Source organism: Cryptosporangium sp. NPDC051539 (assembly GCF_044454545.1).
GTDB lineage: Bacteria > Actinomycetota > Actinomycetes > Mycobacteriales > Cryptosporangiaceae > Cryptosporangium.
In genome coordinates this window covers 13034-30055 of record NZ_JBITDV010000027.1, presented here as the reverse complement: position 1 = coordinate 30055, position 17022 = coordinate 13034, and the positions used below count along the sequence as shown (strand labels likewise).

9 protein-coding genes are annotated in these 17022 nt (G+C 68.5%); all 9 read left to right on the top strand.

Features of this window, described 5'->3' with window-relative positions; translation table 11 throughout:
* The first annotated feature begins 558 nt into the window (after positions 1 to 558).
* Genes ACIBZJ_RS42855 through ACIBZJ_RS42815 form a run of 9 tightly spaced genes read left to right on the top strand, consistent with a single transcriptional unit; the run spans position 559 to position 17019 of the window.
* Entirely contained in the window at positions 559 to 1356 is a 798-nt protein-coding gene (locus tag ACIBZJ_RS42855; protein WP_395939370.1) for a hypothetical protein, read from the top strand.
* Between the two features lie 49 nt (positions 1357 to 1405).
* Positions 1406 to 2530 carry a hypothetical protein gene (locus ACIBZJ_RS42850; RefSeq protein WP_395939369.1) on the top strand — a complete coding sequence of 375 codons (1125 nt, stop codon included), beginning with the start codon at positions 1406 to 1408 and terminating at the stop codon, positions 2528 to 2530.
* Positions 2531 to 2574: 44 nt separating this feature from the next.
* Positions 2575 to 4020 (top strand): hypothetical protein, encoded by a 1446-nt coding sequence (locus ACIBZJ_RS42845; RefSeq protein ID WP_395939368.1) that lies wholly within the window; start codon positions 2575 to 2577, stop codon positions 4018 to 4020.
* Positions 4017 to 5324: an AAA family ATPase gene (locus ACIBZJ_RS42840; RefSeq protein ID WP_395939367.1), complete on the top strand. Its 1308-nt coding sequence runs from the start codon at positions 4017 to 4019 to the stop codon at positions 5322 to 5324. Before ACIBZJ_RS42845 ends, ACIBZJ_RS42840 begins: the two co-directional genes overlap by 4 nt.
* Entirely contained in the window at positions 5264 to 6751 is a 1488-nt protein-coding gene (locus tag ACIBZJ_RS42835; RefSeq protein WP_395939366.1) for an exonuclease SbcCD subunit D, read from the top strand. Before ACIBZJ_RS42840 ends, ACIBZJ_RS42835 begins: the two co-directional genes overlap by 61 nt.
* Positions 6748 to 9756, top strand: a complete 3009-nt coding sequence (locus tag ACIBZJ_RS42830; RefSeq protein WP_395939365.1) for an AAA family ATPase — start codon at positions 6748 to 6750, stop codon at positions 9754 to 9756. Before ACIBZJ_RS42835 ends, ACIBZJ_RS42830 begins: the two co-directional genes overlap by 4 nt.
* Entirely contained in the window at positions 9756 to 10922 is a 1167-nt protein-coding gene (locus ACIBZJ_RS42825; protein ID WP_395939364.1) for a hypothetical protein, read from the top strand. Before ACIBZJ_RS42830 ends, ACIBZJ_RS42825 begins: the two co-directional genes overlap by 1 nt.
* Positions 10919 to 14230 (top strand): hypothetical protein, encoded by a 3312-nt coding sequence (locus tag ACIBZJ_RS42820; protein WP_395939363.1) that lies wholly within the window; start codon positions 10919 to 10921, stop codon positions 14228 to 14230. Before ACIBZJ_RS42825 ends, ACIBZJ_RS42820 begins: the two co-directional genes overlap by 4 nt.
* Positions 14176 to 17019: an RNaseH domain-containing protein gene (locus ACIBZJ_RS42815; protein WP_395939362.1), complete on the top strand. Its 2844-nt coding sequence runs from the start codon at positions 14176 to 14178 to the stop codon at positions 17017 to 17019. Before ACIBZJ_RS42820 ends, ACIBZJ_RS42815 begins: the two co-directional genes overlap by 55 nt.
* Positions 17020 to 17022 lie beyond the last annotated feature (3 nt).

The following is a 17022-nucleotide window of genomic DNA, read 5'->3' as shown; positions in this document are numbered from 1 at the left end:
CGCCAGCACCCCAACCAAACCGGCCGTGACGATCATCCCAGCGACCAAGCCTCACCGGGTCAAACGGACACCAAGACCCTAAGTCACCGGTATTGAGGCTAGAGCCGTCGACCGCGGGTGGGGACACCCTTCCGGCAGGCGACCGAAACGCCTAAACGGGCTAGGTGAAGTGGTCATGGTCGTGGGCTTTCCCTCTCGTCGGGTCCAATCCGGGACCGCGGTCATTGACCTAACGGCTGGACGAATCGACCGGCTCAGCTGGCTCGACGAGCCGTCCATGACCATGCTGCTCGGCCTACACCGGAGGCCCTTGCGCGAACGGATGGCATATGGCGTTGTCCCCGCTCAGATGGCGAGACTGTTCGGCCATGCGCGTGTCGACAGCAATCTTGGGCCCGGTGTGTAGGAGGAACTCCTCCGGCGGCGGCGTTGGGCGGCCGCGCGTGAGCTCGCCGAGACAACTGGACCCGCTAGCAGATCTCCGCCCGACGCGATAACTCTGGAATTTGGATATCTCTGGAAGTTGCTGGAACGCTCTGGGTCGGGTACGGTTCTCTCGTGGCCGACTCCATGGAGGTTCTGGAGGAGCGGATCGACGAACTTCGCCGGGGGGTTCGTCGGTCGGCGATAGCCGGTGATCGAGCGGCCGCGAATCGCTTGAGGGCCGAGCTGCGCCGTGCGGAGAAGGCCTGGGATGAGGCGCTCATGGTGGCGACCGGACCGGAGACCCACGAGGTCGTCCCCGAACCGGACACACCCTTGGTGTCCGTCCGAGAACAGGTGCACCAGGTTTTGACGTTCCTGACGGTGCCTGCTGCGCCGAAGCTCATCGCGGCGGTGCGCAACGCCGTGTTCGCCGGAGGTCTGTCGAGTACGCAGTTCGCGAGCATCCGGCGCGACGAGGAGAGGTCTTTCCGGCAGGCTCCGGGCAGCCGGCCGTACTACATCTGTGCTGCGTTGACGTCCGATCGACTGTCGCCGGCGCGGGGGCTTCTGGCCGTGTCGACGTGGCCGATGGCGGCTCGCATCGTGGCGCCGCTGAGCCCTCGGGTTCACTTCCTCACGGCGGCGATCCGGATATCGGAGCAGGTGAGCGGTTCCGGGTGGGACGCGCTGCCAGTTCGTCGTCTGCTATGGCAGTTCGCCGCCAATATCCCCGGGGGGGCACGGTCGCTCGACACGGTGACGCCGGAGGTCGTGGAAAGTGCGGCCCGGGCGGAACTGGAGATCCATTACGACGCGGATCGGTCACAACGCGAAGTGGCCTCGCGGCGTGCGCGTGAACAGCTCGACGATTATCAGCAGATGTTCGGCTCTGCTCTGGGCTTGGCTTCTCTACGCTCGAAGGAGCAGTAGCAGGCGTTCTTCTGCTGGGATCGATATCCCTCTGAGAAGGACTAGGGTCGTGAATCAGCTCAAGGCGCGTTTGGACGCGCTGCGGGGGTCGGGTGAGCACAAGAGACTCGATGCTCGCGGTATTGCTGCTCTCACCGCCATACCCGGCTGTCGTCGCCGGAGTGTGTTGGACGGGGCCGGCATCAGTAAGAGCGAGTTGGGAACGGCGATCGGTTTCCCGATGCCGTCCGAGCAGTCCCAGTTCGCACTCTCGCGAGGAATGGCATTCGAAGCGCAGGTGAAGGCGAATGGCTGTGCCGAACTGCTGACCTTGCTGCGGGACGTCCTCGGCCTACAAATTGCGGAGGTCCCCTACCAGGACTTAGAGACGGTCGGAGAGAACGAAAGCCTCAGCGTGCGGGCTCGGGAAACCGCCAAGCATTTGATTGCGGTGGCGTCCGAGACCGAACAGCGCACCCTGTTCGATCATCCCCTGCTCCGGCTGGAGGTTGCGGGTAGCCCGGTCTTTCCCGAACCGGATGTTCTGGCCTATCGCGTCGACGGGAAGTTCTACGTCGTCGAGATCAAGTCGTTCGCGGTGATCGATGGGCAGGCGCCGGCGGCCGCGCTCGCCGCGGCCGAGACGCAGGCGGCCGTCTACGTTCACGCTCTCCGCGAGACCCTGAGGTCTCGCGGAGCGGACGAGCAGATGGTTTCTCCGCGTGTGGTGCTGGTGTGCCCGGAGAACTTCAGCAACAGGCCGACGGCGGTCCTGATCGACGTCACGAATCACGTGGCAGCCGTCCGGCGAATGCTGGCCCGGATGGACCGGCTGGAGTCGATCCTCGACTCGTTGCCGCCCGCCGTCACGCTGGACCCGTGGCGCGACGCCGCGCGACTCGATCCGCGCCCGGCCAGCGAGCTTACGCGCGTGCTGCGGATGATCGACGCCCGGTACGGCCCCGAGTGCCTCGATTCCTGTGAGCTCGCGAAATTCTGCCGGCGTGAGGAACGCGGATCGACGGTGGTCCTGGGTCGACACGTTCGCGATGACCTCGGTGGCTTGTGCTCAGTGGAAGAGGTCGTCGGCCTGGCCGGCGGTACCCGCGCGGCGTCGCCCGACCAGCTCGAACAGGCGGTGCTTCTCCGCCAGGCGCAGGCCTACCGCGACGCGTCACTCGGTGGTGCGGCGTGACCGTCCTGACCTCTCTCGCCCGCGCGTGGGCGGTGAACAGGGGAGTGGCTCAACCGCTTACCACCGTCAGGCACCTGCACGTCAGCCAGGATCCACTGGTCTTGGTGCCGCTGAAGATGGCCGGCGAAGCCGGTGCGCCGATGGCGGCGATGGTGGGGACCGACCGGGCGAACCCGCATTTACTGACCGTTGCCCAACCACGGAACCGGGATCAGCGGTTCGATTTCATGCACCAGCTGGCGCGGATCATGCTGGCCGAGATCGTCCGGAAAGAACAACGGCGTGCCCCGGTGAAGGGGGGCGCGAGGCCCGAATGGCGTTGCCTGGACGCGGTGCAGATCTGGGTTCCCAACCGGGCCGGTGTGGAGTTGGTCCGGCTACTCGGCCGCTCAACACGGTTCCGCCGGCCGGTCGGTCCGTACCCCGTGCCGGGCAACGTGCCCACGCTGGGAAAGTGGCTGACTCACTACGCCGATCGGGCCCTGTACGCGGGATCCGATCTCCTGGTCGCGGCTACGAGCGCGCTCTCGGCGCACTGGGCCACGGGGCAGAGCGCGGTCGAAGACGAGCATCTCGGCAGTCTGCTCGCCTGGATTCAGCCACCCGACGGGCAGAGCGGAGCCGACGCCGCGGATGCGGCGGAGGACCCGCTCGAGAACCCACCCGCCGGACCGTCGACCGACCCCGGCTTCGACAACACGGTCCTGGCCAGGCTGGTCGAGCGCTACCAGCGCTCGGGCTCCGATGAGGCCGAACGAGCTCAGGTCGAGAGGCTGATTCGGGAGCAGCTGCGAACCCAGCTCGTCGGGGCGTGGACACACACCTGGACCGCCATCGACCTCCTCGCGCAGCAGCCGCCCGGGGGACATGTCGCGGACCGATGGTCTCGCGAACTGGCGCAATTCACGCGGACCGCCGACTGGATCGCGCAGGGAACCACGGCCCAGCCCAAGCGTGACTCGGCTGTCGTCGCTGCCAGGCACCTGCACCAGCTGGAGGAGGCGCAGGCGAACTACGACGCGGAGCGCGCGCTCGACGATCCCCTGGTGATGGCCGAATCACGGTTGGCGGGCGAAGCCTTCGTGGGTGAGGTGATCAAGACTTTCCCGAGCCGGAGGGTCGGCAAGAGCAAACGGCCGCGGATCATCGTCGAGACCGATGATCCCGTGCGGCTACTCGAGGGAGAGACCGGCCTGCGCAGCCCGCGCCGGCCCAAACAGAAAGCCGAGCTGATCGAACCACCGGCACGAAGTGAGTCCGGCCGACTCCGGCTGCTGCTCGAACTGTCAGAGGGAATGGGGAACCGGCGGGAGCCCGAACCGGGTTCGCTGCCCTCGGAAGGTGAGGAAGTGACCTACAGCCTCTTCGACTCCGAGTACCGGACGCGTCCCAGGTTGCCGGCCCCGGAACACACCCCATGGACCCACGGAGGACCGCGCGAGCCGCGGGTCACGGTCACGGACGAGGATTCCCGGGAGGACTGGTCATGACCGAGACTCCCCGCGGTGACGCCGTCGACGAGGCCATCAACGCGCTGGTCCACGGCCCGTCGCGCGGCGTCGTCCTCGATTCCCCACCCGGGGCCGGGAAGTCGCGTGCCGTAGTGCGCGCCGCGGTGCACCTGGCTCGAGAGGGCGAGGCCGTTCGCGTAGTCGCGCAGACCAACTCCCAGGTCGACGATCTGGTCGACAAGCTCGGACTGGCGGCGCCAGATCTGACCATCGGCCGCTATGTTGCCCGGAGCTACCGAGGCGACACGCTTGCTCGCGCGTCGACCGTCATCGTCGGCCGGAGTCTGGCCGACCTGCGTGGCGCGTCCATCGTGGTGAGTACCGCTGCCAAGTGGCGCGAACCGGTGCCCCCACAGCAACGTTGGGCGATCGTTGACGAGGCCTACCAGATGCGCTCGGACACCCTTCTGGGGCTCGCCCCGATGTTCGATCGGGCGCTCTTCGTCGGCGACCCGGGCCAGCTCGATCCCTTCTCGGTGGTCGACGTCGAGCGGTGGACGGGACTTCCGTGGGATCCTCAACAAAGCGCCGTAGCGGCACTCCTCTCCAGTAACCCAGAACTGCCGGTGTTCCAGCTGCCGCATTCCTGGCGCCTGCCACCGTCGGCAGCCGGGCCGGTATCGGCGGCCTTCTATCCGCTGGCTCCCTTCGGCGCGGCGCCCGCGCAGGGTCCGCGACGGATGCGGCTTCTCACCGAAGGATTCGCCACCCCGCCGGATCGTGCGATCGACCAGGCGGCGGACGCCGGGTGGGCCTACTACGAACTCCCGCGACGTCACACGCTGCGAACCGACGCGGAAGCTATTCACGCGGTCGTCGAACTCGCCAATCGGGTACTGGAACGAGGCGCGATGCTCGAATCCCGCGACGAACCCGACGGAACCCTCCTCCAAGCCGGCCGGGTGGCTATCGGCGCCGCCCATCGTGACCAGGTCGCAGCGATCCGGAACGAGCTCGAGCGCGTCGGGCGCGACGCGGTGCGCGTCGACACCGCGAACCGACTGCAGGGCGCCGAGTTCGACGTCGTACTCGTCCTTCACCCGCTCAGCGGCCGGCGAGACGCGACCGCGTTCCACCTCGAGTCCGGGCGGCTCTGCGTCCTGACCTCCCGCCACCGCCACGCCTGCATCGTGGTGGGTCGCGACGGCATCAGCGAACTGCTCGACGATCACCCCTCGATCGACCCGATACCCCTCAACACCCGGCCGAAGTTCCCCAATGGGTGGGAGGCCAACCAGACCATGATGGACCACCTCCTTCAGCACCGAATCCGGGTCGCCTAGCACCACCGCTCGTTCTGACCCCGATTAACGCACGCGCACGGAGCTCCACCTACGACCCGCAATTGCTTCCGGGCGGGCCGCGCGCCACCCGCTTGCCCAAATCCGGCCGAGCGGTCGACCAGCTGCGCCAGCGCAGCCCACCTGAGAGCGACCGAATGGCAACTCCACCGACCGCCAAGATCCTGCACACCTCCGACTGGCACCTGGGCCGCACCGTGTGGGGCCACTCCCGGCTCCCCGATCAGCAAGCCGTCCTCGCTGAGATCGTCGAGCTGGCCGCGAACGAAAAGCCCGACCTGATCCTCAACACCGGCGATCTCTTCGACCAGCAGCGGCCGCCGGTGCCGGCCATGCGACTGGCCACCGACGCCCTCAGTGAACTCGCGACGATCGCCCCGGTCGTCGTGGTGGCCGGCAACCACGATTCGGCGGCCCTGCTCACCTGGCTGCACGGCATGTTGCGGCACACCGGCCGTATCCACTTCGTCGCCGACGCGGACGCGGTGCGCCGTGGCACGGTCTTGCACTATCCGATCGACGGCGGGCAAATTCACCTCGCGGCACTGCCGTTCATCACCGCCAACCGCATTGTCGACATCCAGGACGATCCGGCCGGCCGGCGAAAGAGCTACGCCGAGTACATCGGCGGTCTCCAGAACGACCTCATGCGCGAACTGAGCGGGGCGGTCGACCCCGAGCGCGACGTCACCGTCTTCGCCGCCCATCAGTACGTCTCCGGCACGCTGACCTCCAAGTCGGAGAACCCCACGCACACCAGCGTGTTTTACCTCACCGACCCGGAGCAGATCCCGTCGGTGAACTACGCCGCCTACGGCCATATCCACAAGCCACAGCTACTACCGGGCAGGGTCGTCGGCGCCTACGCGGGGTCGCCCCTCCAGATGGACTTCGGAGAAGCCGGCGAAGACAAGAGCGCGGTGGTCGTGACGCTGGCGGCCGGTACCCCCACGGGTGTCCGACGGGTTCCCCTGCGGGCCGGCCGACGGCTCGTCCGGGTGTCCGGCACCCTCGACGACCTCCGTGCAGAGGCCCCGACCATCGGCGACGCCCTCTGTCACATCGTGATCGACACCCCGAACCACCAGCCCGATCTCGCCCGCCAGGTCCACGACCTCCTGCCGCACGCGACGGTCGTCTATTGGGGGGAGAACGCCGCTGACCGCCATCTGGACCTGCGGGCCCTCGACGAGCCCGTCGGCCCCGAACCGGACAATCTCTCTCTGTTCAAGGACTATCTCGCCGAACGCGGAACCAAATCCGCACCCGCGGACGAGGTGCTGCAGCTGTTCGGCACGCTGCTCGCCCACGTTGACGACGAGGTCCCTGAACTACCGGCCGAGCAACTTCTCGCGCCAGATCTTGACACCTTCGCCGTTCCCACCGTCCCGGAAGGCGGTGCCGCGTGAGGCCCGAATCTCTGACCGTCTGCGGATGCCGGTCCTACGTGCAGCCGCAGACCTTCGACCTGTCGGGAAAGGACTTCGTCGCCGTCATCGGCGACACCGGCTCCGGGAAATCGTCCATTCTCGACGCGATCTGCTACGCGCTCTACAACCGCCCCAGCTGGCCCGACGGCAGCGTCTCGGACCTGGTCGCCGATGGCGGCGACGGCACCCTCTCCGTCTCGCTGACCTTCAGCGTCGCCGGCACCGTCTGGCGCGTCGATCGATCGACCACGCCCCGTGCGGCCGCGCCGACGCATCGACTGATCCGCGTGGATGACGGCGCGGTCGTCGCCACCGGGGCTCGGGACGTCACCGCACAGATCAAACGCATCATCGGCATGGACTACGGCGCTTTTCTCAAATCGGTCATGCTTCCTCAGGGCCGGTTCCAGGAACTTTTGCGGATGGGCGACACCGACCGCGGCAAGATCCTGAAGTCGATCCTCGGCCTGGACCAGATCAGTACCGTTCGCGACCATGCGCAGGCCGTGCACACCCGCCTCGCCGGCCGGCTGACGGCCTATCGCCTGCGCCGCGGCGAATTCCTCGCCGACCCGGGCGCCGCTCTCGCCGACGCCGGCGACCGGCTGGACATCGCCCAACGGCGGCTGGACACCTACCTGGCGGCCCAGCGAGAGGTGGAAGCCTCGGCCGTCCAGGAGGCCCGCGCGGTGACCCGACAAGCCGCCTACGAGCGCGCCCGCTCCCGGTTGGCGGAGGCTCTCCGACCGGCTGGCGACGGGCGCTACCACGCGCTCCTACGGGCCGATGCCGAGATCGCCGAGCGGCGGCGGGACCTCGACGATCAACGCGCCGCAGCTGTGGCGCGTCGTGATCCCCTGCGACTCGAGCTCGACGAGGCCGGCCGTGCCGGTACCGGCGCCGCCGAGCTGGCTGGAATGACGGCGACGCTGGCGATGCTCGCCGATCAGATCCCGGAATTGCGGGGACGAGATCAACGGCTGGCGATCGAGGCCGCGGCGATCGAGGCCGCCGAGGAGGAGATCGGTCGCCGCCGGTCGGCACTCGCCACGCTCGCCCGGTCGTATGACGAGGCACGAGAGGCAGCAGCCGACGCTTCCGACGAGTACGACGTCGCGGCGCGCGACCATCAGTCAGCCGTGACCTGCCTGGAAGCGGTGCGTCTCGCCGAGAGCGATCGCGACGAGGCCGAGCAGCGAATCGCGGCCGCCCGCCGGGATCTGGAGGCCGACCGGAACCGCGCCCAGGAAACGAGAAGGGCGGCCGAGACCGCCGATGCAGACTGGATCCGCAGGGAGCAGGAACACGCGGAGGCTCTGAAGGCTCATGCCGCCGTGAGCGCCGCCGAGGGATCCGGTCCGGGTGACCCGTGCCCGGTCTGCGTCTCTCCGCTGCCCGACGACTTCGTCGCTCCGGTACCGCACGTCGCGGTCGAGGCCACGGCTGACGCCGTCCGGCGAGCGGGCAAGGCCGCGGCCGAGGCGACGGCACGCGCGTCGACGGCAGCGGAGGCCGCCCGCCGCACCGAGCACGAGACCCTCGCCACCGCGGTCCGCGGCCACGCCGAGGCGGTCGAAGCCGTCACGCAGGCCGTTGCCCGGGCCGAACCCTGGTTCGGGCCGCTGGATTCGATGGCATCCGAGGAAGAACTGCTCGGCCCGACGCTCACCGCCCTGGACACCGCGGACGACGATCGACGCGCAGCCGAGGAGGAGGAAGCGCGCCGGCATGACGTGCACACCCGAGCCGCCGCCCAACTGCCCGTAAGCGAGCAGGCGATCACCCAGCGACGGAACGAGCTCACGAAGCAGCGCGAGGAACAGACGCGGGGCATCGACGGACTCACGCGTGCCGCGCAGAGCTTGCCCGCGGCGTTCCGCCCGGGCAGCGAGTTGAGCATCGAGGACGTCCGCCAGGCCCTGGACAGCGCCCAGCGGCATCAGGCCAAGCTACGGCAGATCGAGGACGACGTGGCGGCGCTGGATAGCGAGCTGCGGTCACATGACCGCGCCGAGCATAGGCTCGACCAGGAACGCACCCGCCGTGTCACCGAACCCGCCCATCAGCTTCGGCACGAGCTCAGCCTGATGCTCGACCGCGCGGAGGAGGCAGCGGAACTACTCGACGTCGAGCGACCCGCACCCTGCCCGCCGGAGCTCAGCCTGGCCGAGGAAGCCGCGTGGGCAGCCACGGCCGACGCTCGGGCACAGGTTCTGCTCGACGGCTGCGCGCAGGCGGTCGCCGACGCGCAGGCGGAGGCCGAGACCGCGCGCCGCCGGGCCGATCTGGTCATGAAGGGCTGCGACGCGGAGAGCGACGACGACCTCGAGCAACTGGTGCGGGACGCCCACACCGCTCGCGCGAACGCGTCGGCCCAGATCGCGACGGCCAGAGCCCACCGGCCGCTGACGGACGAACTCGACCGGCGGATCACCGCGGCCGCACCCACCGTCGACGCGCTCGCCGACCTCGTGACATTGCTGGCCGACGGCAAATTCGTCGCCGAAGCAGTCCGCCGGCGGCAGCACACCCTCCTCACGATCGGCCACCACCTGCTGATGACCATCTCCGGCGGGAAGCTCGGCTTCGCTGCGAACTTCCAGATCATCGACACCGGAACCGGTTCCCCGCGGAGCGTCAAGACGCTGTCGGGCGGAGAAACCTTCCAAGCCAGCTTGGCGTTGGCCTTGGCCGTGGTCGAACTCGCCGGGAGGGCGTCCGGCCGCGTAGACGCACTGTTCCTCGACGAAGGCTTCGGCACCCTCGACTCGGGCGTCCTCCGCGACGCGCTCAACGCACTCGCCGGCCACACGACGTCCGGGCGCATGGTCACGGTCATCAGCCACATGCGGGCCATCGCCGAGATCGCCGAACACGTGCTGGTCGTCGAACGGACGCCGCTGGGCAGCCGAGCGCATTGGGCCGGCCCGGACGAGCGAGAGCAGATCATCAACGACGATCTCGGCCGGGGGCTGCTTCCGTGATGACGTCGGTTCGGGAGTCGGCTCAGCGTGTCGCGCTGTCCGAGGCCGAGCGTGTCCGGCGCGATCAGTCGATCACCGCCTGCTGTCTGGCCGCCGCGGCGATGAGCGACGAGTCTTTGTCCGCCGGTCGGCGGGGAAAGCTCCTGATGGACTGCCTGGGCGTACTGTCGGCCGCGCGTCGTGCGGACGAACCGCTGTCGATGACCGACTTCCGGCAGCGGTTGAGCGGGCCGTTGCGCCTGCTGCTACCGGGCGATCTCGCGGCCGGCCACCTTTCCGACTTGGTGCTGCTGGACGAGTCGGGCCAACTGCTGGACGAAACCATTGACGTCGCCGTGGAACATCTCGTGCCGCGGGCGGCTCTCGACGAGCACTGGTCGTGGGCGCGGGTTAGTGCGGAACAGGAGGAACGCCGCACGTACGGAATCCTCCGGCGACTCCCGGCCAAGGAGTACGCCCGGGTCCGGGGCCTGCTGATCAAGCATCCGTCCGGAGAGTTGACCCGGCTCCGCCGGGTCTGGGACGGGTTGTTGTCCCAGCTAGATCTGTATGAGTCGGTCAGCACCCGGACGTGGTGCCAGGTGCGTGGCCACTGGTTCGCCTGCCCGCGCTGTCGCTGGCCCATGCGGGTCAGTGGCTCCGGCGCCGTTCGTGCGGTCCGATGCGAGGCCCACGCCCGGGAGGGCGTGATCTACACCTGTAACGCCGAGCGCAACCCGGAGCGCGCTCCGAAGGTGGAACCCGCCGGTTCGGCCGCCACGCCGGTGCGGGCGACTCCAGCCACCGCCGACCACCTGGCCTTGTCTCGGACAACCTGGCGTTACGTCACGCTTCCCGGACTTCTGGAGTGGAATCTGCGCGACCATGCCCGATCTCTCGGCGCGAGGGTGGTGATGTGGCCGCACAAGGACCGATACGACGTGAAAATCACGTTGAACAAGAGGTCTTGGAAGGTCGACGCCAAAGCGTGGGCATCAGTGACCAAGCTCGGCGATGCCCTCAAAGACACCGAGCCGCCTGAACCCGGACTCATCATCGTCATCCCCGACCACCAGGCGAACGGACGGGAACTGCTCCAGAAAATGATCGGTCGAAGCGGCTACCGGGTGTTGACCGCGTCCGGTCTGAAGGCCGAACTCGACGCGGCGAAGGCGGGGCAGCGATGACCGCGGCCGGGCCCGGGCTACAGGAGTTGGCCACGCAGATCGCGTGCGCGCTGGCGGAAGCGCTCTTTCCGGCCGGCGATCAGTCCGGCAGACCGACGGCGTCGCTCGACCACGCCCACGTTTTCGCCTCCGGGCGGGTAGACCTTTGGGACGCCTGGGAGCGTCAGCCCGACCTTGTCCGCCGCGTGGTGGGGAGGTTCCTGCGGATCCGGAACAACGAGCTCGGTTCGTATGCCAAGTTCGTCAAGGCCGCCCGCGACCTCGTGTACCGGCCGGACAGCCCCTATGCCGCACCGGCCGGGGTGCCGCGCTCCGAGGTGACTTACCTCGTACCCCGCCATGGGCAGCGGCCCCTGGAACTCGCCGAACGACTGCTTGACGAGGCCGAGGCGAAGTATGCGCATACCCGCCGGCCACTACCCGTGGCCGGCAGCGGCCGCTGGAGTTTCGGGTGGCGGTCGGAGTCCGTGGTCGATCTACCCCGGCACGCGGCCTCCCTCGGCGTCGCACCCCTCCTGGTCACCACCGCGCCGGCGGTGGACACGGTGAAGATCACCAAGGGCGAGCTCAACGCGTTGGCCGACGAACTGGACGAGGCCGGCCGCGGAACGCCCTGGCAGCGCGAGGTACTCGAGAGTCTGTTCGGTGGCCTCAAGGACGCGGGCGACGCCGCCGTTGCCACGCTTCTACTGGCCAGCGGCAAGATCCAACTGCTCAATGCCCCCACGGGCGTAGGCAAGAGCGTGCTGACCCGGCTGCTCGCCATCCACCTGGCGCGACGGGGAATCCCCGTCGCACTCGTTGTCGGCACCATCAACGAAGCGCAGGACACCGCTGAGAAGATCGCCGAACAGGATGCGCGCGCCCAGCGCGCGGCCGACGAGCTCCGCGGTGACCTGAGCGCTCTGGGCAGCCCGTTGACCTGCGCCGTCCTGATCTCCGCGGCCAGGGTTCACGAGAAGGCAGTGCATGCTGCCTCCCGCGGCGAGTGGGATCGATTCGACCGGCTCGCCTATGGATGCACCCTGCCGGCCTTTCTGGTCGACGGGCCGGCTCCCGAGCCGGGCAGCGAGCCGTGCACTTCGCTGCTCCCACACGCGCCTGGCACCGCGAAGAAGACCAAGCCTCAGCGGCACGCCTGTCCGCGGCTGAGCGTGTGCGACCGGCACCGTGGCGTCCGGGACGCGTCCACCGCCGACATCGTCGTCACCAACCACCACAATCTCGTCCACGGCACCATCCGGGTGCCGGTCAGCATCGACGGCGTGGAATACGCACGGATCGGCGTCCTCGAGCTGCTGGCCCGCCGTTGTCCGGTGTTGGTCGTGGACGAAATCGACCGGCTTCAAAGCGGGATGTTCGACACCGGCGCTCGCCATCTCGTCATCTCTGCCAACACCGGCCTGTCCGACCTGCCGCTGGCCCAGCTCAACGCCCAGCGCACGATGCTGCTGCCCGGCCAGGACCGAGACGTCCTCCCCCCACTGTCACGCACGGCCTTCCTCGCCGACCAGTTCCTCAACTACGTGCTCGAGGGCGACCTGTGGCTGGAGAGCGCCCGATGGCTGGACGACGGCGAGCACCGGAACGGTTCCGGCTGGCACATTCCGGGCTCGAACGACCGGTTGCTGCTGATGCAGTTGTTCGGCGTAGACAAAGCCATCGAGGACGTTCCGGCCAGTACCTACGAGCAGTTCAACGCGCTGTTTCCCGACAACAGCCCGAACCCGGGCGTGGTGTTGTCCGACGATCTGACGGCCGTCGCGGCGCTCCTGCGCACCTTGGTCAGCAATGACGACGGCGTCGACCGGATCCGCGAGGTCAAGGACGACCTGCACCCGGTCGTCAAGAGGCTCTTGCCGACGGCGGGAAGACCGCAGGCAGCTCAGCGGTCATCCGAGCCGGAGAGGTCGAGCCGGCCTCCGAAGAAGGAGCCGACGCCGGACGAGGTGCGCCGCGAGGTCGTCAATGCGCTACTCGTCCGTACCTGGCTCGGAGCCCTGCATCAGGCGCTGACCGCCCTCACCTACGCGGTCGGCGCGCCGGACACGGACCTCCCTGCCGCTCGTGCGCTGATCGAGCAGCTGGGCACGTTCGTGCAGCACGCCACCATCCCTTACGGCCCGCTCGGGTACCTGCTGTTCGGCTTCCGCGTCGACCGTGCCGGCGACGGCGCGCCGCGCGGACAGCTGTCCGTGCAGGCGATCGCCGGTGACCCGCACACCACTGTCGCCCAGCTCGGCGATGTCGTGGCTCTGGCCGCCGCCGGTGTGCGCCGAGTCGTACTGGGGCTGTCGGCGACCGCGTTCTTCCCGGGAGCGGCCCGCGAACACATCCGGGCCGACCCGACCTACGCCATGACCGACGCCGCCGACGGCGCGTTCACCACCCTGCCCGGTCAAGCGCTCGACGACGAGCAGCGGCCACTCACGGTGGGGGGCCAGATCGAGCAGCGCAAGGCCCACGTGATCCAGGACCTCGGGCGGGTGCTGTGGGAGCAGCGACTCGATGCCCATCTCCGCGACCTAGCCGAGACCGACCCCGATCGCGAACGATGCCTGCTGGTCGGCAACTCCTACGACCACGCTGCACTGCTGGGTACGAGCATCGCTCGTCAGGTCCCCGAGCCCGGCTGGGTCGCCGTCGTCGTCCGGAAGGAACCCGGACCCATCGCCGCCGCGATTCCCGCCGGGGTCGTCCGCATCACCGTCGACGACCTCGAGGATCTGCCCCGCAACCACCCGGCGGTAAAGGTCTGCACCGCACCGTTGAGCCTGGTCGCGCGCGGCCTCAACATCCTCGTACCGGGTAGCCAACGCTCCGCGCTCGCGTCGATCTGGGTATGCGTCCGGCCAGTTCTGCAGCTCAACGCCCCCGCGGAGATCCTCGCCAGCGTCAACGCCCACGCGCTCGCGGTGGGTGAGCCCGGCGCCGATCCCGTGGGTGTCCTCGCCCAACAGCGACGGGCCGCATTTCGCCGGCTGTACACATTGCTGGGTAGCGCCCCTCGCTTCAGCCGGCTGCCCCGCTATCTCAAATCCGAAGCCATCGCCGGCATGCTCGTCGACCTCATCCAGCTCGCCGGCCGGGCCCGCCGGGGTGGCACCCCGGTGAAGCTGTACCTGGTCGACAACGCCTTCCACGACCCGAGCCTCGGTAGCGACCTGCCGAGCCTGCTCCGCTACTACTACACCAGCCTGACCCCGCACGATCAGGCCGCACTCGACCGTATCTACGGATCGACGCTGGGCTCATGGCTGGAGTTCGCCGGCATCGACGACACCTCATCCCGTCAGGAGCGCACGTGACCACCGGACCCGACGAGCTGACCCTGCTCGCCTACCCCCTCACCACCGAGCTGGCCGGCGAGGTATGGATCTACGACTTCCCCGAAAAGGTCCGCGACGCGTGGGACGAGGCCCGCGAGGACTTCTACGCAGCCACCGGCTCCGACGCCAACTTGCCCTACGCCGGATTGGCGACCGCCCTGCGCGCCGTCGGGAAGACCAGCCTGAACTTTGATCCGACCTCGAAGACCGCCCCACCACACCGGATGATCAGCCGCGTCCCCCTCAAGGCCGCCGACCTCCACGACGCGATCACCGTATGGAATCAGGTCGTCCTGAGGATCCCCGACACCGACATCCGGTTCTCCTTCGTCAGCAAGCTCGCTGACCTGATCAGTGCCGTACGCCCGAGGAAATCCCGTCTCATCGAGCATGTCGTCCACCACGGCAGCCAACCCGACGCACCGGATTGGGTGTACTCGGCAGCCACCTGGGAAATCGCCCAACGGATCGCCAGGACGTCCTGGACCATCGACGGCAAGACCATCAGCCTGCGCGCCGACACCGACGGCAACCTGATCGCCTGGGACCCCCAGTTGCTCTGGGAGGGCCGCTGGAAGGCCGATGACCCTCCCTCGTACGCCGCGTTGCGCGTCGTGCTGACGATGCAGACGTTCCCCTGGATCCGCAGGCCGGTCGTCGTCGTCGAACCACAGGCGTCGCGTCTGACCCGATGGGCCAACGCCGCAGGCAACGCCTGGCTCGCACCCAACGACCCGACGGCGCCTCTACTCGCCATCGGGCTCGAGAAGTCCGCGGTCGAGTACTCCTCACGGGTCGCTCTGCGCGTGTTCTCACAGCTGCGAGCACAACCGGCTCCGATCGTGGCGAGCGAGTTCGACCTCACCGACCCGAACAGCCCGGTACGCGCCCTCGTGCCCAAGTCGGTGCGCTTCCCTGTCGGACGCGGCGTCGGAATGCACCTGGTCCGCGAACTCAGCGGTCATTTCACCACGGCACTGGACACGCCACCGGTCACCGCGCACAACGTCGCCGGCCATCAGTTCTCCAACGCCGCCCGCCGCACCCTCGATCAGGGCCGCGACACCGAGCTGCTCCATCCCGACGAGCTGCCGGCCATCATCGCCGCCGCCGGCTGCCAGAACCTGCGGATCCTGGCCCTCTACCGGAACGAACACACCCGCGGCCGCATCCAACGCCTGCTCGCCTATCACTTCGCCCGCCCGGACCTCGCCGATCAGGGCATCGGCGCCGGACAGCCGGTCCGATTGGCCGAGCGGGTCGAGGTCATCATGCAACCCGCCGCGGATCTGCTCGACCACGGCGACCATGACAAACGCCGAGCACTGGTTGATGAGCTCGTCGGGCTGGACGCGCCGGTCGGGACCCGGGTCGTGGCGATGTGTGAGACCGACTATGACGAGGCCGAGTGGGCGAAGCTCCGCAAGCTGGCCCGGCGCAAGGACAGTGCGGTCGTGAGCCCGGACCTGACCGATGCCAAACCGGAGGTCAACCGACTCCTCGCCGAGCAGGGGGTCGCAGCGCAGTTCCTGGCTACCGCCCCCAACCCGGTCGAGTCCGACAGCGTCGGCCGTGCTGACGATTCCGCCGCCGACGGAGCGACGACAGACGACGACGTCACCGACCCGCTCGCACCGGCTCCCGGCCTCCCGGAGCAGGCGGAGCCCGACCCGCTCTCCGTGCTCGGCACGCAACTGAAGCGAGATCACGCCGGGCACAATGCCCTCGCCGACATGCTGCGCGTGGCCGGTCTGGTCCACCCCCGACTCGGCCGCGCGCTCGCCTACGGTCAGTGGGGTACCACCGAGCCGCTCGCCTATGTCGGTCTCAACGTCCGGGAACAGCGCGGCCAACTCCGCAAATTCGGCAAGCCGCGCCTGAGCTGGTCGCTGGTAGCCATCATCCCCGATCGGGGGTACTGGCGGGTCAAAGCCTTCGCCGCCAAGGCCCACCCGACCGAAGGCCACTCCGGATGGGTTGACTACACCGACGCCAACGTGGCTTTCCGCGCCAACGGCCTCCCCGAGGGCCGGCGTAAGGACTCCGAGCTCGTCGCCGCGATCGACGTCGCGCTCGATCAGCTCCGCGGCCACCTTCCCGCACCCGTTGCCGGTTATGTTCTGTTCGTCTCCGGAGAGAACGCCCGCACCCTCTGGCCTCGGCTGGCCAACAAGAACCTCGAACAGAAGCCCGACGCCTCCGGTCTGATCGATGGGCGTCCGCCGCTTCCCGGCATGGGCTGGAAAACCGCCCACCGTCCCCGCGCGGTCGTCCGCGTCACCTCGGCCTCCTCCGGCATTCCACGCCCCGTTCAGGTCAGCCGGACCACCATCGTCGACGGCGTGTCCGTGGAAAGCGTGACCAAAACGACTCGAGCGCTCTACCAACTCGATGGCGGAACCGGCACCTGGATCCTGGCGAACGTCCCCCGGCAGTTCGACGGTTCATCGGTTCACAGCCGCGCCGGAAGCAAGTACACCCGGTGGAGCGCTCAAGGCGCGGAGCAACGCAAGACCTGGTATTCGCACACCACGACCGAGATCTACGTCGCCCACTGTGAGGGTGACCCGCTGCGTTACGCCGTGCTCGCCGCCAGGCTGTGCCACCACGCCCTGTCGTGGGAGGGTCGCACCCGTTATCCCGCCCCGGTGCATCTAGCCATCCAGATGGACAAGGACCACCCGGAGTACCGACGTACCGTCGACGCCTCGGATGAGGTCGACCCGGAAGAGACGGCCGACGCCGATGCGGCAACGCCTAGATCGTGACGT